This is a genomic window from Novosphingobium organovorum (genome assembly GCF_022832435.1).
Lineage (GTDB): Bacteria > Pseudomonadota > Alphaproteobacteria > Sphingomonadales > Sphingomonadaceae > Novosphingobium > Novosphingobium organovorum.
Map to the genome: position 1 here is coordinate 18373 of NZ_JALHLF010000001.1, position 20606 is coordinate 38978.

At 67.3% G+C, this 20606-nt stretch carries 17 protein-coding genes; 12 read left to right on the forward strand and 5 right to left on the reverse strand.

Annotated elements, in window-relative coordinates; translation table 11 throughout:
• The first annotated feature begins 65 nt into the window (after positions 1-65).
• The 9 genes from trpE (at position 66) to lexA (ending at position 8023) form a co-directional block, all read left to right on the forward strand.
• Positions 66-1610, forward strand: coding sequence for an anthranilate synthase component I (trpE, locus tag MTR62_RS00090; RefSeq protein ID WP_244016113.1), 1545 nt, complete (start codon positions 66-68; stop codon positions 1608-1610).
• A complete protein-coding gene (locus tag MTR62_RS21395) occupies positions 1607-2143 on the forward strand; it encodes a YcxB family protein (RefSeq protein ID WP_244016115.1) in 537 nt (178 codons plus the stop codon). The genes trpE and MTR62_RS21395 overlap by 4 nt, the downstream gene beginning before the upstream one ends.
• Positions 2140-2958, forward strand: coding sequence for a phosphodiester glycosidase family protein (locus tag MTR62_RS00100; RefSeq protein WP_244016118.1), 819 nt, complete (start codon positions 2140-2142; stop codon positions 2956-2958). Before MTR62_RS21395 ends, MTR62_RS00100 begins: the two co-directional genes overlap by 4 nt.
• The gene (locus tag MTR62_RS00105; protein WP_244016120.1) at positions 2955-3551 is read left to right on the forward strand and encodes an anthranilate synthase component II; all 597 of its coding nucleotides are present in this window, start codon (positions 2955-2957) and stop codon (positions 3549-3551) included. The genes MTR62_RS00100 and MTR62_RS00105 overlap by 4 nt, the downstream gene beginning before the upstream one ends.
• Positions 3548-4555 (forward strand): anthranilate phosphoribosyltransferase, encoded by a 1008-nt coding sequence (trpD, locus tag MTR62_RS00110; RefSeq protein WP_244016122.1) that lies wholly within the window; start codon positions 3548-3550, stop codon positions 4553-4555. The genes MTR62_RS00105 and trpD overlap by 4 nt, the downstream gene beginning before the upstream one ends.
• Positions 4556-4604: 49 nt before the next feature.
• A complete protein-coding gene (gene trpC, locus MTR62_RS00115; RefSeq protein WP_244016124.1) occupies positions 4605-5396 on the forward strand; it encodes an indole-3-glycerol phosphate synthase TrpC in 792 nt (263 codons plus the stop codon).
• 78 nt (positions 5397-5474) lie between these two features.
• Positions 5475-5972 (forward strand): cyclic pyranopterin monophosphate synthase MoaC, encoded by a 498-nt coding sequence (gene moaC / locus MTR62_RS00120; RefSeq protein WP_244016127.1) that lies wholly within the window; start codon positions 5475-5477, stop codon positions 5970-5972.
• Complete coding sequence (locus tag MTR62_RS00125; protein WP_244016129.1) at positions 5969-7210, forward strand: molybdopterin molybdotransferase MoeA; 1242 nt, start codon at positions 5969-5971, stop codon at positions 7208-7210. Before moaC ends, MTR62_RS00125 begins: the two co-directional genes overlap by 4 nt.
• A gap of 120 nt (positions 7211-7330) precedes the next feature.
• Positions 7331-8023 (forward strand): transcriptional repressor LexA, encoded by a 693-nt coding sequence (gene lexA / locus MTR62_RS00130; protein ID WP_244016131.1) that lies wholly within the window; start codon positions 7331-7333, stop codon positions 8021-8023.
• 252 nt (positions 8024-8275) lie between these two features.
• Here lexA and MTR62_RS00135 read toward each other — a convergent pair whose 3' ends face one another.
• Positions 8276-10567 carry a ComEC/Rec2 family competence protein gene (locus MTR62_RS00135; protein WP_244016133.1) on the reverse strand — a complete coding sequence of 764 codons (2292 nt, stop codon included), beginning with the start codon at positions 10565-10567 and terminating at the stop codon, positions 8276-8278.
• Between the two features lie 30 nt (positions 10568-10597).
• On the opposite strand from MTR62_RS00135, the gene gltX reads away from it, so the two are divergent.
• Together gltX and MTR62_RS00145 are read left to right on the forward strand one after the other, a co-directional pair.
• Positions 10598-12067 carry a glutamate--tRNA ligase gene (gltX, locus tag MTR62_RS00140; RefSeq protein ID WP_244016135.1) on the forward strand — a complete coding sequence of 490 codons (1470 nt, stop codon included), beginning with the start codon at positions 10598-10600 and terminating at the stop codon, positions 12065-12067.
• A gap of 13 nt (positions 12068-12080) precedes the next feature.
• Positions 12081-13364 (forward strand): citrate synthase, encoded by a 1284-nt coding sequence (locus MTR62_RS00145; RefSeq protein WP_244016137.1) that lies wholly within the window; start codon positions 12081-12083, stop codon positions 13362-13364.
• Positions 13365-13475: 111 nt separating this feature from the next.
• On the opposite strand, the gene MTR62_RS00150 is transcribed toward MTR62_RS00145, so the two are convergent.
• Genes MTR62_RS00150 through MTR62_RS00165 form a run of 4 tightly spaced genes read right to left on the reverse strand, consistent with a single transcriptional unit; the run spans position 13476 to position 17417 of the window.
• Complete coding sequence (locus tag MTR62_RS00150; protein ID WP_244016139.1) at positions 13476-14855, reverse strand: sensor histidine kinase; 1380 nt, start codon at positions 14853-14855, stop codon at positions 13476-13478.
• A complete protein-coding gene (locus MTR62_RS00155) occupies positions 14855-15811 on the reverse strand; it encodes a hypothetical protein (RefSeq protein ID WP_244016141.1) in 957 nt (318 codons plus the stop codon). Before MTR62_RS00155 ends, MTR62_RS00150 begins: the two co-directional genes overlap by 1 nt.
• A gap of 35 nt (positions 15812-15846) precedes the next feature.
• Positions 15847-17058 carry a hypothetical protein gene (locus MTR62_RS00160; RefSeq protein ID WP_244016143.1) on the reverse strand — a complete coding sequence of 404 codons (1212 nt, stop codon included), beginning with the start codon at positions 17056-17058 and terminating at the stop codon, positions 15847-15849.
• Positions 17059-17114: 56 nt separating this feature from the next.
• Positions 17115-17417, reverse strand: a complete 303-nt coding sequence (locus MTR62_RS00165; RefSeq protein ID WP_244016144.1) for an Hpt domain-containing protein — start codon at positions 17415-17417, stop codon at positions 17115-17117.
• 71 nt (positions 17418-17488) lie between these two features.
• Here MTR62_RS00165 and MTR62_RS00170 point away from each other — a divergent pair, with 71 nt between their 5' ends.
• Positions 17489-20305: a coiled-coil domain-containing protein gene (locus MTR62_RS00170; protein ID WP_244016146.1), complete on the forward strand. Its 2817-nt coding sequence runs from the start codon at positions 17489-17491 to the stop codon at positions 20303-20305.
• The last annotated feature ends 301 nt before the right edge of the window (positions 20306-20606 follow it).

Sequence of the window (20606 nt, forward strand, 5' to 3'; positions counted from 1 at the left end):
CGCCGCGCACCGCCGCGGCGACCGCCTTTCATCCCACCATTCCCCACACGAAACGTAACAGGACCATGACGACACAGCGCCAGACGCACAGCGACGCGATCCGCAAGGACGCCGAAGACCGGCTCTCGCAAGGGAACCCGGCGCTGGTCTGGCGCAGGCTCGTCGCGGATACCGAAACACCCGTGGGGGCTGCGCTCAAGCTGTTCGAGGACGGGCGCGGCGATTTCCTGCTCGAATCGGTCGAGGGCGGCGCGATCCGCGGGCGTTACAGCCTGCTCGGGCTCGATCCCGATCTGGTGTTCCGCGCCAAGGAGCAGACCTGCGCGATCAACCGCCAGTGGACCAGTGCCCCCGAAGCGTTCGAACCGCTCGAGGGTGATCCGCTCGCCCAGTTGCGCGCGCTGGTGGAAAGCTGCCGGATCGACGTTCCCGCCGAACTGCCCCCTGCGCTCGCCTGCGTGGTCGGCTACTTCGGTTACGAGACGATCGGCCTCGTGGAAAAACTGCCGCGCGCGCCGCAGAGCGCGCTCGACGTGCCCGACATGCTGTTCGTGCGCCCGCAGGTCCTGCTGGTGTTCGACAGCCTGGGCGACGAGCTGTTCTGCGTCGCTCCGGTCTGGCCGCGCGAAGGCGATCCGGCGCGGATGATCGCCGCAGCCGAGGAACGCATCGAGGAAACGTTGCGCAAGCTCGCCCGGCCGGTGCCCAAAACGCCGGGCATCGCCGACCTGCCCGAACCGGTGCAGACCCCGGTCATGGCGCCGGGCCAGTACGAAAGCATGGTAACCCGCGCCAAGGACTACATCGAGGCGGGCGACATCTTCCAGATCGTTCTCGCCCAGCGCTTTACCTGCGATTTCGCGCTGCCCCCGCTCGCGCTCTACCGCGCACTGCGCCGCGTGAACCCCTCGCCTTTCCTCTATTTCCTCGATCTGCCCGGCTTCGCGCTGATCGGCTCGAGCCCCGAGATCCTCGTGCGCGTGCGCAAGGACGAGGCGGGCAAGCCCGAAGTCACCATCCGCCCGATCGCGGGCACCCGCCCGCGCGGCAAGACCCCGGCCGAGGACAAGGCCAACGAGGCCAGCCTGCTCGCCGACCCCAAGGAGCGCGCCGAGCATCTCATGCTGCTCGATCTTGGCCGCAACGACGTTGGGCGGGTCGCTGCGGCGGGCAGCGTGGAAGTGACCGACAGCTACACGATCGAGCGCTACAGCCACGTCATGCACATCGTCTCGAACGTCGTCGGCACGCTCGACACCGAGCACCACGATGCGATCGACGCGGTCTTCGCGGGCTTCCCGGCGGGCACCGTGTCGGGTGCGCCCAAGGTGCGCGCATGCCAGATCATCGCTGAGCTCGAACCCGAAACGCGCGGCGCCTACGCGGGCGGTGTTGGCTATTTTTCGCCGGACGGATCGGTCGATTCGTGCATCGTGCTGCGCACCGGCGTGCTCAAGGACGGGGTGCTCCACGTTCAGGCGGGCGCGGGGATCGTCGCGGACAGCGATCCCGACTACGAACAGCGCGAGTGCCTGCACAAGTCGGGCGCGCTGTTCGCCGCCGCTCGCGAGGCGATCCGCGTCGCGAGCGAAGCGGGTTTCGGCCAGTGAGCGCGCCGCAGCCCGAAGGCTTCACCACGCGCTACACCTTCCCCGATTACCTGCGCGCCAACCGCCTGCTCGCGCTCAAGGCCTGGCGCGGATGGCGCGGGCTGGTCACCGGCTCGGTCATCATCGTCCTGCTGATGGCGATGAACTTCGCGCCGGGCGCCTCAGGTGTCGAACAAGGCCTGTTCCGCGCGGTCTACGCGACGATGGGCTACCTCGCGCTGCTCGCCGGGCTCATCGCGCTCTATTTCGCTCTGGTCATGCCGAGAAAGGCGAAGAAGCGTTTCGAGGCCAACGGGCTCGAAGGCGCGAGTTGCCACTACCGCTTCACCGCGGACGGCTTCACGATCGAGAGCGGTGAAGCGCAGCGCGCGTTCACCTGGGGCGAATTCGCCTGGTGGACGCAGGACGACGCACTTCTGCTCCTGCGCACCAAAGGCCCGATGATGGTCTGGCTGCCCCGCGCCCAGATCAGCGTGGAGACCCTGCAGGCGTTCCGCCAGGCTCTGGCGGGCGCCGGGGTGCGCGAGGTGTGAGGCGCGCGCGTCTCTTTCCCGCCGCCGCCCCGCTCCTGTTCCTCGCCGCCTGTTCGTCCAGCCCCGAAGCCGAGGCCGATGCCCCGCCTCCCCCGGCGTGCGAGACCGCACGCTTCGACAGCGCGAGCTTCACGCATTGCCTGGCCGTGCCCGGACGCCATGCCATCCATCTCGTCATCGGTCCCAAGGGCGGCAAGCCCTACCGCACGATGAGCGAACTGGCGGTCGGGCGAGCGGCGGGCAGCGCGCCGGTCGCTTTTGCAATGAACGCGGGAATGTTCGATCAGGCGGGCTATCCGATCGGCTACTACGTGAGTGAGGGCGTGCGCCGCCACCCCCTCAACACGAATACCGGGCCGGGCAATTTCCACCTCCTGCCCAATGGCGTGTTCTTCGGTTCGACCGACGGGCACTGGCGGGTGATGACCAGCGAGCAATTCGCCGCAGGGGTCAGTCACCGGCCGGACTTCGGCACCCAGTCCGGGCCGATGCTGGTCATCGACGGGCAATTGCACCCTGACATCGACCCCAGGGGAACCTCCAAGAAGATGCGCAACGGCGTGGGCGTCGACCGCGCCGGACAGGCGCACTTCGTCATCTCCGAAGAGCCCGTCTCCTTCGGCACGCTCGCGCGCTATTTCCGCGATGCGCTGCATTGCCCCAACGCCCTCTATCTCGATGGCTCGGTGTCCTCCTTGTGGGACCCCGAGCATGGCCGTGTCGACGGCGGGCCCGAGCTTGGCCCCTTGATCGTCGTCGAGAAACGCGCGAAGGCCACCACACGAGTGGCCGCGCCACGAAAGGAAGTCCCATGATCCTCGTCATCGACAATTACGACAGCTTCACCTGGAACCTCGTCCACTACGTGATGGAACTGGGCGCGAAGGTCGAAGTGGTGCGCAACGACGCGCTGACCACCCAGGAAGCGCTCGGTTCGGGCGCGGCGGGCTTCCTCATCTCGCCCGGCCCCTGCACCCCCAACGAAGCCGGGATCAGCCTCGATCTCGTGGGCGCGGCGGCCGATGCGGGCGTGCCCCTGCTCGGCGTGTGCCTGGGCCACCAGTCGATCGGCCAGTATTTCGGTGGCATGGTGGTGCGCGGCGGGCTGATGCACGGCAAGACCTCGCAGATGACCCACGACGGCACCGGCCTGTTCGAAGGTCTGCCCTCGCCATTCACTGCAACCCGCTACCACTCGCTCATCGTCGAGGACATTCCCGAGGTGCTCGAGGTCAACTGCCGCGCCGAAGACGGCCACGTCATGGGCTTTCGCCACAAGAGCCTGCCGATCCACGGCGTGCAGTTCCATCCCGAATCGATCGCGACGCAGCACGGCCACGCCATGCTCGCGAATTTCCTGCGCCTTTGCGGGATCGCGCCCAAGATGCCGGCAAGGCTGGGCGCATGAGCACGCGCCTCTCCCATCTGCCCGATCCGGCCCACCCGATCGCCGAGGGCGCGGCGCACGAGGCTTTCGGCGCGATCCTCGACGGCGCGCTCGACGATGAGACGGTCAAGGCCTTCCTCGTCGCGCTCTCCGAACGCGGCGAAACCGCGAGCGAGATCGCGGGCGCCGCGCGCGCCATGCGCGAACGCATGATCCCGGTCCATGCCCCCGACGGCGCGATCGATGTGTGCGGCACGGGCGGTGACGGACACCACACGCTCAACGTCTCAACCGCGGTCAGCCTCGTCGTCGCGGCCTGCGATGTGCCGGTCGCCAAGCACGGCAACCGCGCCGCCAGCTCCAAATCGGGCGCGGCGGACACGCTCGAAGCGCTCGGCATCAATCTCGACCGCGCGGCCGAGACCGCCGAGCAGACGCTCAACGACATCGGCATCGGCTTTCTCTTTGCCGCCAAGCACCACCCGGCAATGGGGCGGATCATGCCGATCCGCAAAGCGATCGGGCGGCGCACGATCTTCAACCTGATGGGCCCGCTCGCCAACCCCGCGAACGTCCAGCGCCAGCTGGTCGGCATCGCCCGCCCCGCCTACGTCCCGATCTACGCCGAGGCGCTCATGCGCCTGGGGATCGAACGGGCGATGGTCATCTCGGGCGACGAAGGGCTCGACGAACTCAGCCTGGCCGGGGGCAACGAAGTGGCCGACGTCAACGCCAGCGAAGTGGCGATGAAGCGTATCACCGCGGCCGAACTGGGCCTGATGAGCGCCCCGGTCGACGCCATTCGTGGCGGGGACCCGGCCTACAACGCCCGCGCCTTGCGCGCGCTGCTCCAGGGCGAGACCGGCGCCTACCGCGATGCGGTACTGCTCAACGCGGCCGGCGCGCTGGTCATCGCGGGCGCCGCGCACGACTGGGCCGAAGGCGTCGAGGAAGCCGCCGAGGCCATCGACAAGGGGCTCGCCAACGCCCTGCTCGATTGCTGGATCGCCGCCACTCAGGCCTGAACCTTTATCGATCAAGGCCGAGCGAAGCGGCCGCCAAGACGAGAACACCATGTCCGACAAGCTGACCGAAATCTGCGACACCAAGCGCCAGGAAGTAGCCGAACGCCAGCGCGCCGCCAGCGTGTCCACGCTCGACGCCCACGCCGCACACCAGAGCGCGCCGCGCGGGTTCGAGGCCGCCTTGCGGGCCAGGGCCCAAACCGGTTTCGCGCTGATTGCCGAAATCAAGAAGGCCAGCCCCTCCAAGGGCCTCATCCGCCCCGACTTCCAGCCCGCCGCGCACGCACTCGCCTACGAGAAGGGGGGCGCGGCCTGCCTTTCGATCCTGACCGACGCGCCCTATTTCCAGGGGCATGAGGATTACCTGATGGACGCGCGCGCGGCGGTGTCGCTACCAGTGATCCGCAAGGACTTCATGATCGATCCCTGGCAGGTCGCCGAAGCGCGCGCGATCGGCGCCGACGCGATCCTCATCATCGTTGCCGCGCTGGACGATACGCTCATGGCCGAAATTGAGGCTGCGGCGCTCGAACGCGGCATGGACTGCCTCGTCGAAGTTCACAACGAACATGAGATGGAGCGTGCAAGTCTTTTGAAATCAAGACTTATTGGTGTCAACAATCGTGACCTCAAGCGTTTTGTCACCGACATCGCGACGACCGAACGGCTCGCCCCGCTCGCGCCTGAAGGCACGCTGCTGGTCGCCGAAAGCGGCATTCGCGATCACCAGGACCTCGTGCGTCTGTCGGGTTGCGGAGCGCGCACGTTCCTCGTGGGCGAAACGCTGATGCGCCAGGCCGACGTCGAAGCCGCGACCCGTGCGCTGCTCACCGGCGCCTGACGGCCCTTTTTCGTGCGCGCGGCCCGCTCCTCGCATCCCCTCAACAAGCCCCGCGAACGGGCCGGATAGGAAGCCGTCTTGAGCCAGTCCCTCACCCATATCGATACGGACGGTACCGCGCGCATGGTTGACGTCGGAGCCAAGACAGCAAGCCAACGCGTCGCCGTCGCCACCGGCACGATCACCATGACCGATACCGCGCTCGCCGCGATCAAGGCGGGGGATGCCCCCAAGGGGGACGTGCTGGGCACTGCGCGGATCGCCGGGATCATGGCCGCGAAGAAGACCGCCGAACTGATCCCACTGTGCCACCCGCTGCCGATTGATGCGGTCAATGTGGACTTCACGTTCGAGGCCGAAGAGGAATTTTGCGGCACCATCCGCGCCACCGCCACCGCCGCGATTACCGGCAAGACCGGGGTGGAGATGGAAGCCATCACGGCGGTCTCGATCGCGCTGGTGACGGTTTACGACATGGCCAAGGCGCTCGACAAGGGCATGGTCATTTCGGAGATCCGGCTGGTAGAGAAGCGCGGCGGCAAGTCCGGACACTGGATCGCGGACGGGTGGGCATGAGCGAACCCGCCGCCGTTCCCGGAATTCCCAAACCCCTCCCGCTCGAGGAGGCCCAACGCCGCCTCTTCGCGCTCGCCGATCCGATGCCGCGCGAGCATGTCGACATGACAGGCGCCATCGGGCGTTATCTTGCCGAACCGCTTGCCGCACGCCGCACCCAGCCTGCCGCGGACCTTTCCGCCATGGACGGTTACGCCGTCACCGAAGGCGACCTTGCCGGTCCCTGGACCATCGTCGGCGAAAGCGCGGCGGGCCATCCCTATACCGGCGCGATCCGGCCGGGCGAAGCGGTGCGCATGTCCACCGGAGCCCTGCTTCCGGCCGATGCCGCGGGCGTGATCCTCCAGGAAGACCTCGTGCGCGAAGACAGCGCGCTGCGTCTGCGCGGCACGGCCCCCGACCCGCACGATCGCCACGTGCGCCGCTGCGGCCTCGACTTCGCCACCGGCAAGGTGGTCATGCCGCAAGGCCTCCTGATCGGCCCGGCACAGATCGCCCTCGCGCTGTCGGCCGGGCATACGCACTTGCCCGTGGCCCGCCGCCCGCTGGTTGCCGTGATCGACAGCGGCGACGAACTGGCCATCGACCCCACCGCCTGCCCGGTCCACCAGATCCCCGCCAGCAACGGCGCCATGCTCGAGGCGATGATCGCCGGGCTCGCCATCCGCAGTGAACGGATCGGCCCGGTGCCGGACCGGATCGACGCCCTGATCGATGCCTTCGAACAGGCCGCGCACGCCGACGTAATCGTCACCAGCGGCGGCGCATCGGTCGGCGATCACGACCTCATCCGCCCCGCGCTCGCTAAATGGGGCGCCTCGCTCGACTTCTGGCGCATCGCGATCAAGCCGGGCAAGCCCCTGCTGGTCGCCACCCGGCAGCGCAGCAACCGGCGCCAGATCATCCTCGGGCTTCCGGGCAACCCGGTCTCCTCGCTGGTGACCGGGTATCATTTCCTGCTGCCGCTGCTGCGCGCGTTGCTCGGCGCGGCGAACCCGCTGCCCCTCGACATCGCAACCACGCTTGAAGGCACGCTCCCCGCCACCGGTCCGCGCCGCGAATTCGTGCGCGGCTTGTGGGATGGCCTGAATGTCCGCCCGATGCCGGTGCAGGACAGCGGGGCACTGGTCTCGCTCGCGGCAAGCAATGTCCTGATCGATCGCGCGGCCCATGCCCCGGCCGCGACGACGGGTGAAGCCGTGCGGGTGTACTTGCTCCACAATGGCGGTATCGCTTGACGTCTTGAATTTTGTTGCTTAATTGTTCCCTCAATGTTCACGATTGGAACATTCCTGAACACCGGCAGCTACGGATAGTCCATCCTGGCCTGCCAGCACTTGAGGGAAAAGGCAGCCAAGATGTTGACGCGCAAGCAGCACGAATTGCTCCGGTTCATCCAGACCCGGCTTGACGAAACCGGCATCTCGCCCAGCTTCGAGGAGATGAAGGAAGCGCTCGACCTCAAGTCGAAGTCGGGTGTCCATCGCCTTATTTCCGCGCTGGAGGAACGCGGCTTCATCCGCCGCCTGCCCAACCGCGCCCGCGCGCTCGAAGTGCTGCGCCGGGCGGACGAAGGATCGACGGCCCCGCCGGTTCCCGCCGCCGCCAACAACAACCTCGCTGCAAGCCCGCAGCCTTCGACGCGCAACGTTCCGCAACCCGCCAACGACGTGATCGAGATTCCCCTGCACGGTCGCATCGCGGCGGGCGTCCCGATCGAAGCGCTCGAGGATCAGGCCATGCTGCCCGTTCCCGCTGCCCTGCTGGGTTCAGGGGAACATTATGCGCTCGAAGTCTCGGGCGATTCCATGATCGAAGCTGGCATTCTCGATGGCGACTTCGCGCTCGTGAAGCGCACCGGCACCGCGCGCGACGGCGAGATCGTGGTTGCGCTCATCCGGGGAGAGGAAGCGACGCTCAAGTACCTGCGCCGCGAAGGTGGCATGGTCCGCCTCGATCCGGCCAATGCGGCGTACGAACCCCAGATCTACGGACCGGACGAAGTCGAAGTCCAGGGCAAGCTGGCGGGGCTGCTGCGTCGCTACCATTGAGCCGCCAGCGTTGAATGGACCGGCGCTCGCTCCCGGCAGGACAGACGCCGGCCTGCCGGGAGAAGGCCTTGTCAGTGGCTTGGTGCGGGACCTTTGGTGCAAGGCACCCGGTGCGGTGGTCTTAGTTACCTTTTGTTGTGGCGAGTTGCCTTCTGCTGTTCAAAGCCGAAGGTACAGAACGAAACGCACGACCAACCTCGGTGAGACGCCTCGCGAACAGGGGGCAACGCGGGTTGGCCCCGAAGAGACCGGTCAGAACACCTTGGCAGAGATCAAGGGCAGGTCCATTCCGGTCCCGCTCTCGTAAGGGCGCCACCATCCGTGCTTACCCTGACCCTCGGCAACGGTGCGTAGGGTCTGGTTCGACAGATCGATACTCAGCCCCCCGGTCCTCACGAGCATCGCCCGATCGGCCTTGAGCCAGCGCGGGCGACAGCTTTGCGGCAGCCAGCGATCGGCGATGACGATGTCCACACGGTCGCACGTCGCGGCGAGCGCGCGTTCGGGCACCGCATTGCGGCTGCGCGAAACGAGGATTGTCCAGGCCTTGCCCCCGCGCTCGAGCACCAGGGTGCAGAAGTCGGGCGTGCAGCGCGCGCCGGGCTGGTCGGGAAGGTAGGCCGTGTCCCCCTGCATGCCTGCCAGTTCGAGCAGGTTGTCGCGCACGTAGGAACTGCGGCTTTCCCGTAGCAGCACGAGCCGGTCTGCGGTACCTTTTCGGCTCCCGCGCTCCACGATGCCGACATGGCGTCCATCGCCGCCGACGAGGATATCGGGAGGCGGCAGCAGCGCCAGCCAGACCAGGCCGGCCAGCGCGGGACCAAGCCCGAGTAGGCGCACCTGCCCTCGCCACAGACCAACCCACACCCCTCCCAACGCAAAGAGCGCAAGCGCACTCCCGCCAATCGCAGGAATGACCGTCACAGCCCCCGGACGGCTCGCCACGAAATGCGCAAGAGCCAGGATCGTGTCGATCGCGCGCTCGACCAGCCACCATACCGGCACGCCGAGCCCGAACAGATCGGCCGCCAGCCCCAGCGCAATGCCGGGCATGATGACGAAGGTGGTCATCGGGATGGCCACGATATTCGCGAAAGCACCATAGAAGCCCGCCCGATGAAAATGGTATAGCGTGATCGGCATCAGCGCGAGATCGATCACCAGACCCGTGACGAGCAGCATGGCGAACCAGCGCGCCAGACGGGCCAGTACGCCTTCCTCTCGCGCCGCCACGAAAGCACGGACCGGAGCGCAGGTCGAAAGCGAAACCAGGGCCAGAACCGCCGCGAAGCTCATCTGAAAGCTGGGTCCGATGATCGCTTCAGGCCAGAGCGCAAGCACGACAAAAGCCGCGATCGCCAGCATCCGCAGCGACAGGGGTTCGCGTCCGATGGCCAGCGCCATCAGCACCAGCAAGGCCCCGACGCAGGAGCGGACGGTGGGGACCTGCGCCCCGGTCAGAACGGTGTAGCTCACCCCGGCCAGGGCCCCCATGGCGCTGGCCAGCACGGGCAGGCGCACGCGCAGCGCCAGCGCGGGCCACAAGGCCAGAAGCCGGATCGCGACCATGTACGCCAGCGCGATGACCGCGCTCACATGCAGCCCGCTGATCGACAGCAGATGCGCCAGTCCGGCATCGCGCATCGCCTGCGCATCGCCAGTTCCAATACCGCCGCGATCGCCCGAGACCAGCGCGGCCCCGATCCCACCCGCCCCGCCCGGCATACGCGCGCGGACATGACGCGAGAGCGACCGGCGCAGCCCGGCAAGGCTGCCACCGGCCTGCCCCGGTTCGAGCACTTCGACCCTGCCCAGCACCGCGCCGCTTGCGGCAAGGCCGGAAAACCAGGCCGTTCGAGCAAAATTATAGCCTCCGGGCACCATCGCGGCGGCGGGCGGCATCAGACGGGCCTTGAATCGCACCAGGCTTCCAGGCGTGAGCGGCCCAGCCCCTTGCGATGCGCCGTCACCCGAACCGGAAGCTACGGGCGATGGCGTGGTGGGCGCGTCAGCGAGGTTGAGGCGGACCTTGATCGCCCGGTCACCGCCGGGCTCGCGGATGGCGACGAACAACCGCCGCCGCCCCAGCGCGGACTGTTCCTCCACCGCGAGCAACCGGCCGGTGAACGTTCCGAAAAGCGGCGCGCGGATCGGACGGGTCCCGCTGATCTCGGAACGCGCCCAGACCAGCAAACATCCCGCTGCAAGCAACAGCGGAACCCAAAAAAGAGCTTGCGACACATACGGAAAAGCACCACATCGCCGCCAGCAGAGGTGAGCTGCCAGGCTTGCTGCAATGCACAGCGTCGTCAGAGTAACCCAATGGAGTGGCAGGGGAAGCGTAAACCAAGCCAGAATGCCCGTCCCAAAGGCTACGCAAAGCCACGGAGCGCGATCATGGCCGGATTTCGAAAGAAATCCCTCTACCCCCGCCAAAGCCCTCGACAAGTTGCTTTCGCTGTTCCATTGCCGACGCCGCAATGCAGCGCACCCGGACATGTCCGGGGATGATTTTTCATCGGGTTTCGCGGCCTCGCTCGCCATACCCGACAATTGGACAGGAAGGTAATCAGAATGGCAAGTGGTAGTGCATCGAGCGGATCGAGCGGCACGAAGGCCGTCGTTACGCGCTTTGCTCCCTCGCCAACCGGCTTCCTGCACATCGGCGGTGCCCGCACGGCGCTTTTCAACTGGTTGTACGCCCGTCACCACGGCGGGACCTACTTGCTGCGCATCGAGGATACCGACCGCGCCCGTTCGACCGATGCCGCGATCGAGGCCATTTTCGATGGCCTGTCCTGGCTTGGCCTTGCCGGTGACGAAGAGCCGGTGTTCCAGTTCGCCCGTTCAGAGCGTCACGCCGAGGTCGCCAAGGCCCTGCTCGATGCGGGACAGGCCTACCGCTGCTACCTGACCAGCGAGCAGCTCGCCGAGCGCCGCCAGAAGGCGCAGGAGGAGCGCCGCCCGTTCCGCCTCGACAGCGAATGGCGCGACGCCGATCCCACGACCTGGCCCGAAGACCAGCCCTACGTGGTGCGCATCAAGGCCCCGCGTGACGGGGAGACCACGATCGACGATCAGGTGCAGGGGGCGATCACCGTCCAGCACCGCGAACTCGACGATTTCGTCATCCTGCGCTCGGATGGCACGCCGACCTACATGCTCGCCGTCGTGGTCGACGACCGCGACATGGGCGTGACCCACGTCATTCGCGGCGACGACCACATCAACAACGCGTTCCGCCAGCTCGTCATCCTGCGCGCGATGGACGCGATCGAGGGTGGCTGGCCCGATCCGGTCTACGCCCATATCCCGCTGATCCACGGCGCCGACGGGGCCAAGCTGTCCAAGCGCCACGGCGCGCTGGGCGTCGATGCCTACCGCGACGAGATGGGATTGCTGCCCGAGGCGGTGTTCAACTATCTCCTGCGTCTTGGCTGGGGCCATGGCGACGAGGAAATCATCAGCCGCGACCAGGCCATCGAATGGTTCGACATCACCGATGTCAACAAGGGCGCCTCGCGCTTCGATATGGCCAAGTTGCAGAACCTCAACGGTCACTACCTGCGCGAAGCCGCCGATGAGCGCCTTGCCGAACTCGTCCTGCCGCGGCTCACCGCCGCTGGCTACGAGGACGCCGACAAGGCCCTGCTGGCGCGCGCGATGGCCGAACTCAAGGTCCGTGCCAAGGACCTCAACGAACTTGCAGAAGGCGCCGCCTTCCTTTTCGCCAAACGCCCTCTCGCTCTGACCGAGAAGGCGCAGAAGCTCCTGACCGACGAGGCGCGTTCGCGCCTTGCCACGATGCACGAGCGGCTGTCGGGCTTGTCCGAATGGACACTCGAGGCGTTGGAAGACAACCTGAAGGCAATGGCCGCCGAGCTCGAACTGGGTCTCGGCAAGCTCGCACAACCCCTGCGGGCAGCCCTGACGGGGCAGACGACCTCGCCCGGGATTTTTGACGTACTCGTACTGCTCGGCCGGGACGAAAGCCTCGCGCGCATACACGCGCAGGCATCCGTTTCGGCGGAGACACAATCATAAGGAGAAAGAACTGGTGGGTGATCAGGCAAAGCTTAGCGCCGAAGGCGCTGATTTCGAATACCCCATCCTGAAAGGCAGCGTCGGGCCGGAAGTCATCGACATCCGTAAGCTCTACGCCCAGACCGGCAAGTTCACCTTCGACCCCGGCTTCACCTCGACGGCGAGCTGCGAGTCGGCTCTGACCTACATCGACGGCGGCGAAGGCGTCCTGCTGCACCGCGGCTACCCGATCGGCCAGCTGGCCGAACAGTCCTCGTTCATGGAAGTCAGCTACCTGCTGCTCAACGGCGAACTGCCGAGCCAGGACGAGCTGTCCAAGTTCGAATACACGATCAGCCGTCACACGATGATCCACGAGCAGCTGCGCCACTTCTACCAGGGCTTCCGCCGTGACGCGCACCCGATGGCGATCATGTGCGGCGTGGTGGGCGCGCTCTCGGCGTTCTACCACGATTCGACCGACATCTCGGACCCCGAACAGCGCAAGATCGCCAGCCACCGCCTGATCGCGAAGATGCCGACGATCGCGGCGGCCGCGTACAAGTACTCGGTGGGCCAGCCCTTCCTGTACCCGGACAACAACCTGTCCTACACCGGCAACTTCCTGCGCATGACGTTCGGCGTTCCGGCCGAGGAATACGAAGTGATCCCCGCCGTCGAAAAGGCGATGGACCGCATCTTCATCCTCCACGCCGATCACGAACAGAACGCATCGACCTCGACCGTGCGTCTGGCCGGTTCCTCGGGCGCCAACCCGTTTGCCTGCATCGCGGCCGGCATCGCCTGCCTGTGGGGCCCGGCACACGGCGGCGCCAACGAAGCCGCGCTCAACATGCTGCGTGAAATCGGCACCCCCGACAAGATCCCGCACTACATCGAGCGCGCCAAGGACAAGAACGATCCGTTCCGTCTGATGGGCTTCGGTCACCGCGTGTACAAGAACTACGACCCGCGTGCGACCGTCATGCAGGAAACCGTGCGTGAGGTCTTCTCGGCGCTCAAGGTCACCGATCCGCTCTTCGAGACCGCCATGCGCCTCGAGGAAATCGCGCTCAACGACCCGTACTTCATCGAGAAGAAGCTGTTCCCGAACGTCGACTTCTATTCGGGCATCATCCTCTCGGCGATCGGTTTCCCGACCGAGATGTTCACCGTGCTCTTCGCGCTCGCCCGCACCGTGGGCTGGGTCGCGCAGTGGAACGAAATGATCTCCGATCCCGGCCAGCGCATCGGCCGCCCGCGTCAGCTCTACACCGGCCCGACGCAGCGCGATTACGTGCCGCTCAGCGCCCGCTGATCCTCACGGACACGACAAGAAAAAGGCCCTCGCGCAAGCGGGGGCCTTTTTCGTTGGGGGGCAGCTTACGTCAGGTCCGGCACGTTAGCCGGAATGCCGGACCAAACCGGCTCATCCCGCGTCGGGGTCCGCCGGAACCTCGAGCCGGAAACGGGCGCCCTGGCCCGGCGCGCTCTCGACGGAAAGCTCGCCGCCCATCGCGCGCGCAAGCCGGCGCGAGATGAACAGCCCGAGGCCCGAACCGCCATCGCCCTTGCGGCCAAGACGCTCGAACTTGGCGAACAGGCGCCCCTGCTCTTCCAGCGACAGGCCCTCGCCCTCGTCGGCGACGACCACGCGCGCCATCGGCCCGGCGGGCTCGAGCCGGATCCACACGCGCGATCCTTCGGGCGAATAGCGGATCGCATTGCCGATGAGGTTGAGCAGGATCTGCAGCACACGGCGGAACTCGGCGATGGCAGGAAGGCTCTGCGCGGCGTCGGGCGCGATCAGGGTAATCCCCCTTTCCTGCGCACGCACGTTGAGAATCCCCGCGGCCTGCCGCGACACCTCGCCCAGGTCGATCTGGTCAGGGGCGGTCTGAAAGTCACGCGCTTCGACGACTTCGAGGTCCGACAGGTCGTCGAGCAGGTCAAGCAGCAGCTTGCCCGCGCTGGCGATCTCGCTCGCATAACCGGCATAGGCATCGGGCAAGGGCCCCGCCATGCGCGTGCGGATGGTCTCGGCGTTGGCAATGATGCGCGCGATAGGCTGGCGCAGCACGGGCGCGAGTTCCTGCCCCACCAGCCCGCGCCGGTTGCTCGGCAGCGCAGTTCCCGGCGCCGTCGGTGCAAGCGGGGGCGGCTGATCGGACAACAGGAGCAGCTCGAAACCCGCCGGATCGAAACCCGGCTGCATCGAGGGCAGCAGCCGGACGTGGAACGTGCGGCCCGAGCCCGGCACGATCACCCGCGTCCCGTCGAGCAGGCGCCAGTGCAGCGGCTGCTGGTGCGCAACATTTTCGGGCGGCAGGAATTCGGTCCACACCCGCCCGATCCCGCTTTCCATCGCTCCGGCCAGCGCGACGAGTTCCGCGCTCGTCGTCTCCACCGCCAACAGGCGCTGCCCGGCATCGAGCGTCGCGGTGAGTTCGGCCAACTGGCGATCGGTGGTGGCCCGGCGCGCCTCGCTTGCGGTCGAATCCTCGTGCGGCATCGGCGCGCTGCGCCAGTTGCGCACGCGAATGTCGCAGCCGTCCCCGGTTTCGCTCGGCTGCGCCTCGACCCAGGCGGTAATCACGTCGCCGCCATCGTGCGCGCTGACCGCGCGCGCCAGCGGAAAACGGAACCGGCGCGCCTTGCGCACCAGTTCGAGCAGTTCGGGCACCGCGATGGTGCCGGGCAGTTGCCCGCCACAGCGCAAATGCAGCCCGGCGAGCGGCTCGTCAGCCTCGATCAGGCGATCTTCCCCGTCGCTGGTCGCGCGGGCGAGCACCGTGCCATCCGAGCGCATCAGCGCGTCCCCTCACCCGCCGCGAGCAAGGCCGCCGCGCGATCGACACCGATGGCCTCGAAACCTTCGGGCAGGGTGATATCGGGATGGAAGGCGAGGAATTCGCGTTCGACCGTCGCGCTCTTGAGCCCCGAAGCGCGCAGCGCCAGGGCAAGGCGCGCCAACTGGCTTTCGTGGGTCGAAAACACCACCTGTTCGCGGTCCTGCCCCGAACTGAAACCCAGCGCGGTGAGAAACAGCGCCAGCCCCGCGCTGTCGAGCGACAGCGCCGCCTGGACACCGCCGCCCAGCGTGAACAGCAGGTGCGCGGCCAGCCCCAGACGCGACGCACCCTCGTCGTAGCGCGCGCGCACGTCGGCCTGGACCAGCGCGAGGTTTTCGGACAGGCGCGGATCCCCGGCGGCCATCACCCCCAGCGTCATCAGCGCGGCGTGGAGGATTTCGGCGGGCAGTTCGACCAGCGCGAGGGTCATGCGGCGCTGCGCCTGGCACCAGCGCGCCTGCGCGGCGAGAAAACGCATGGCGGTGTCCTGCGTGGCGGGATCGGCAGCCGAGATCAGGGCCTGAAGCAAGGGGGAGACCACCGGGTCGAGCGCGAGGCGGTGCTGCAAGCGCTCGGTCAACTGCCACTCGAGCGCCAGCGAATGGACGTGCGCGAGCAATTGCGGATTGTCGAGCAGCGCCTGCGCCACCCGTTCCATCCGCAGCCCCGCCCCGGCGCCCTCACTACCGCACGTACTGGCCACCGCGTCCAGAAGCTGGCGCGCCAGATCGCCCACCATGCCGCGCACGCGGGCCAGGATTTCGTCGCTGAACACCGAATTGTCCTCGGCACCGATCAGATGGCGCAGGATCGGCAGCACCGTTTGCGCCGTGGCATCCCCGCGCGAAAGCTCGTCGCGAAAAACGGTTTCGACGGCGCGCAGACTGTCCGGCGTGGCAAGCTTCTCGTTCATCGCACCTGCCTAGATCGGTCTTGGTTAAATCGAGGTTATACCGAGGAACGCTTCATGAGAACAAGTTCCCAGACCACCAGCGCCAGCGCGAACGCTTCGACCAGCAGCTGGACCGATCCGAACAGTGCGCCGATCGCCAGCACCAGCGCCAGCAGGACCCGGTCTGCCACCCAGGCCGCGGCGCGCGGTTCGAGCAGACGCGGCGCCATGGTGAGCAGCAGGAAGAAGATCACGGGGGCAAACAGCCAGGTCAGCACCGCCTCTCCCGCGAGCGGCGGACTAGCCGCCAGCACCAGCCCCGCCAGCACCGCATCGACCACCCACAGCAGTGCATCGGCGCGTTCGACTGCGGGGATCATCTCGCCCAGCGGGCGCCGTTCGGCGACGCGCAGGCGCCGCCCCGCCTCGACCAGCACCCAGCCAGATCCGGCGCACACGAAACCCGGAATGACAAACCCGAACCAGCCCAGCAGCGCAGCCATGGCCAGCAGGATCAGCACCACGCCGCTGACGAGGTTGCTCGCCCCGCCGCGTTGCAGCAGCGAGGAGCCGAGCATGAGCGCCGCACTGCGCGCCAGCATCCGGCCGGGCGTGCGCGGACCGTTGGTGCCGAAATGCTCGCGCAGCCACTCCTGCTCGACTTCGACGGCCTCGGCCTCGCTGCGCACAAGGCGCCAGGAAGCACCGCTGCGCGTGGCGGCGGGAACCTCGATCATCGCCGCGCGCGATTGCAGCGCGATGCGCATGAGCGTGGAGATCGCGTCGCAATCGGCCGGATGTTCATGCAGCCGTTCGACCAGCGAGCCGGGTATCCGCGCCAGGCCCGCCGCCGCACGGTTGAGATCGATACGCTCGAACGCGCTCGCCTGTGGCCCTTCGACCGGCTGCACCAGCACCAGCGAACGCCCCGCCTCGAGCAAGGGCACCGCGCCCGCAGGATCGGCGAAAAGACCATCGGTAATCAGGAAAAGATCATCGCTCGCGGTCACTTGCGCCGCGATCTGGCGCGGCCCGCTGGCAACGTAGAACTGGACGCCCGAATCCTCGGCAAGATGCTGCACCGCCAGCAGATCGGGAGAGGGTTCGGGCGCGATGCAGATGACGCGATGGCACTTGAGCGCGAGCGCCAGCCCCAACTGATGCTGCGCCAGGCTGGCCCCGGCGATGCGCAGGAAGGCCCGCGGATGCGGTAGACCCACGTCCGAAGGGTCCGTCATCGATATCAGGGCAATACGCAGGTTCGTCACTCCACCGTCGCCCCCTTCTACGGACAGCTGCGCCGGGTGCCAAGCGGTGGCAGCGCTCAACTGCCGGAAAATCGGTCGATATACGATTGCAATCGGCGAACGGCCGTGGGCTCGCCCGGAGCCGCCCGAAGCGCCGCGTCGGCCATCGCGCGCAAGTCCTCGCAATGAAAACTCGCTGCCAGGCCAAGCAGGCGCTGCGCGGCCAGCTCCCAGTTTCCATCGCACCGGGCGCGGGCCAGCAGATCGACCTGACGCGCCACGCTTTCCTGGTAGGCCCGGCGCAATTCGCCCAGCAGCGCCGGATCGCCTCCCGCCGCCGCGGCCAGTGTCGCTTCCAGTGCCCCCGGTTCGTACGCCATAATCCCCAGCTTACCGCACCAAGTCTTAATCCGGGGTTTCCTGCCGCTCAGGGCGTGGTATCCTGCGCGCCATGTCTGGGGATAGCAGGATCATTTCGTTCGGCACGGGCAACACCGATGCCGCCGCGCCGAACGCACAGAGCTTCGATCAGGGCTTCGATCAGGGGCCCAATCAGGCCACCGACGGCGCGCGCCTGCGCGATGCGCTGGGCGATGAGGCCGCCGCGAGCGAAGACCTCGCCGCCACGCCGGACAACTGGGACATGGCCTGGGTCGCCAGCGACGCGCGCGGCGAAGCGGACTGGCCGGCCGATACCGCACCCTCGCCGGTCCGCGCGCTGGTCGCGCCGCTGCTGGCCGGAACCTTCGCACTGGGCTGGAGCGCGCTGTTCCTCGCCGCCCGATGGCCATCGCTGCGCAGCGGCGTGACGCTGGCCGAGGTGCCCGCCCTCGTCACCCAATGGTGTGTTCCGGTGCTCCTGATCGGGCTCGTCTGGCTGCTGGTTTTGCGCCACTCCGCGCGCGAGGGGCGGCGTTTCGGCGACGTTGCCCGCACTCTCTCGGTCGAAAGCGACCTGCTCGAACGGCGCCTCGCCAGCGTCAACCGCGAACTGAGCCTCGCGCGCGAATTCGTCGCCGCGCAGGCCCGCGATCTTGAAACGCTCGGCCGGCTCGCCAGCGAACGGCTCTCGACCAACGCCGGCCGGCTCGAGGAACTCATCCGCGACAATGGCGCACGGGTCGAGACGATCAGCACGGTCAGCTCCGCCGCGCTTGAGAACATGGAGAAGCTGCGCGGTCAGCTTCCGGTGATCGCCAGCTCTGCAAAGGACGTCACCAACAACATCGGCAACGCCGGGCGCACTGCCCATTCTCAACTTGAAGACCTGATCGCCGGGTTCAACCGCCTCAACGAGTTCGGTCTTGCGAGCGAGCGCCAGGTCTCCACCTTGCGCACCGCGATCGACGCCGCGCTGTCTCAGTTCGCTGGCCAGTGCGAGGATCTCGACGTGATCGCCCGCCAGCGCTTTGCCGCCCTGACCGAACAGAGCGCGCAATTTCGCACCGAGCTCGAACGCCACGAAATCGAGGCGCTCGCCTCGATCCAGACCCGCGCCAGCGCGCTAAAGGACGAAATCGCCCTCACCCGCGAACAGCTCGACGAAAACGAGGCGGGCAGCCTGACATCGCTACGCGCCCGGCTTTCGGGCCTGCGCGAGGAGTGCGATGTCGTCGGCCGTAGCTTCGGCGCGGCGCAGGAGCGCGCCCGGCACGATCTGCAACACACGCTCGAGACACTCGTCGCGCAGCACAGCGCCGCGCGCGAAACGATCAGCGCCGATCACGACAGCGCCCTTGCGCGTCTGACCGAACGGCTCGGTGTGCTGAGCGCGGCCACAAACGAGACCGAAGCGCGCCTCACCGCCGCGCAGGAAAACGTCGTCGCCGCGCTGCGCGAACGGCTCGCCAGCCTGGCCCAGCACGCGCAAGGCACCGAAGACGCCTTCAAGGCCCGCGACGAACGCTTCCGCGCCGAAGTCCAGGCACGCCAGGACCGCCAGCTCGAACAGGAACGCCACGCCATCGCGCGCGTCAACCAGATGCTCGCCGAACTCGACGGGACGCTTGCCGAACGCCTCGAGCGCCATCGCCACCAGGCCGACGCGCTGACCGAACGCGCGCGCGCCGTCACCGGCGAACTCGAACAGTCCGAAGCCCGCCTGCGCTCGATCGCGGTGCAGAGCAGCGATACCGAAACCCGCCTGCTCGCCTCGGTCGCCGCGCTCGGGGACAGCCTCGCCGCCTCGCGCGCCTCTCTCGCCTCGGCCGATGGCGACGTCGCCAAGCTCACCGAAGACAGCCTGCGCCTGCTCGACCTGCTGCGCGCCAGCGCACAGCAGGCCCACGGCACGTTGCCCGAAGCGATGGCGGTTTCCGAAGAACGCCTCACCCGGCTCGAAAGCGGGATCGCGTCGGTGCGCGCCCTGCTCGATCAGGCCGCGCAAAGCGGACAGGCACTGTCGGGCTCGCTCGATGGATCGGCGACGACGCTCTCGGCGCTCAACCGCGAACTCGAAGCGGCCCAAATCGGCATCACCACGCGCGGCGAGGAACACACGGGGCTGCTGGCCGATCTCACCGCCACGCTTGACACCATCCAACACGCGCTCATCGGCAACACCGAACGCGCCCGCGGCGAACTGCGCGACGCGGTAAACGCGCTGCACGCCACCCTTGCCGAGGCCATTGCCGCAATCGAAACCGAAGCGCCCGCTCGGATCGAAAACGTGACCCACGCGCTTGGCGATGCCAGCGGCAAGGCGATCGACAAGGCCATGCGCACCACGGTCGCCGAGATTTCCGGCCAGCTCGAACAGGCCGTCGCGCACGCCTCGGGCGTCAGCCGCGAGGCGACGCTCCAGCTCGGCGAACAGATCGAGCGGGTAAACGACCTCGTCGGCAATCTCGAACGCCGGGTCGCCGAAGCACGCGAGCAGGCCACGGAAACGGTCAACAACGATTTCGCCCGCCGCGCCGCGCTCATCACCGAATCGCTCAATTCCAACGCGATCGACATCGCTGCCTCGCTTTCGAGCGAGATCTCGGACACGGCCTGGGCCGCCTACCTGCGCGGTGATCGCGGCATCTTTACCCGCCGCGCGGTCACGCTGATCGACAACAGCGAAGCCAGGGCAATCCAGCAGACCTACGAACGCGACGACGTCTTCCGCGAGCACGTAAGCCGCTACATCCACGACTTTGAATCGCTGCTGCGCCAGGTTCTTTCCACCCGTGACGGCAACGCGATGGGCGTGACGCTGCTCTCCTCGGACATGGGCAAGCTCTACGTCGCGCTCGCGCAAGGCATCGAGCGGCTTCGCAGTTAAAGCGCAAGCGATTTTGGTCCGTCATCGTTCAAGGGGGCAACGCCGCTTGCCCCCAACGGCCGGCCGCACCGCCCCCGGCGAACGAAGCGCGTAAGAATGCGACGGACAGGCCGTTGGCCCTTGAAAGGTCGTTAGAGCATTTTCCAGTCAGGTGGAATCACCTGACGGTTAAGAAAATGCGTCAAAACAAAGGACTAGAGCGGTCTTCGATCCGATTCAATCGGATCGAAGAACGCTATAGTATCCCAGATCGAACGGCGCACCACAGAAGAAGGTGAATGTCTGTCGCGTGATCCAGCCC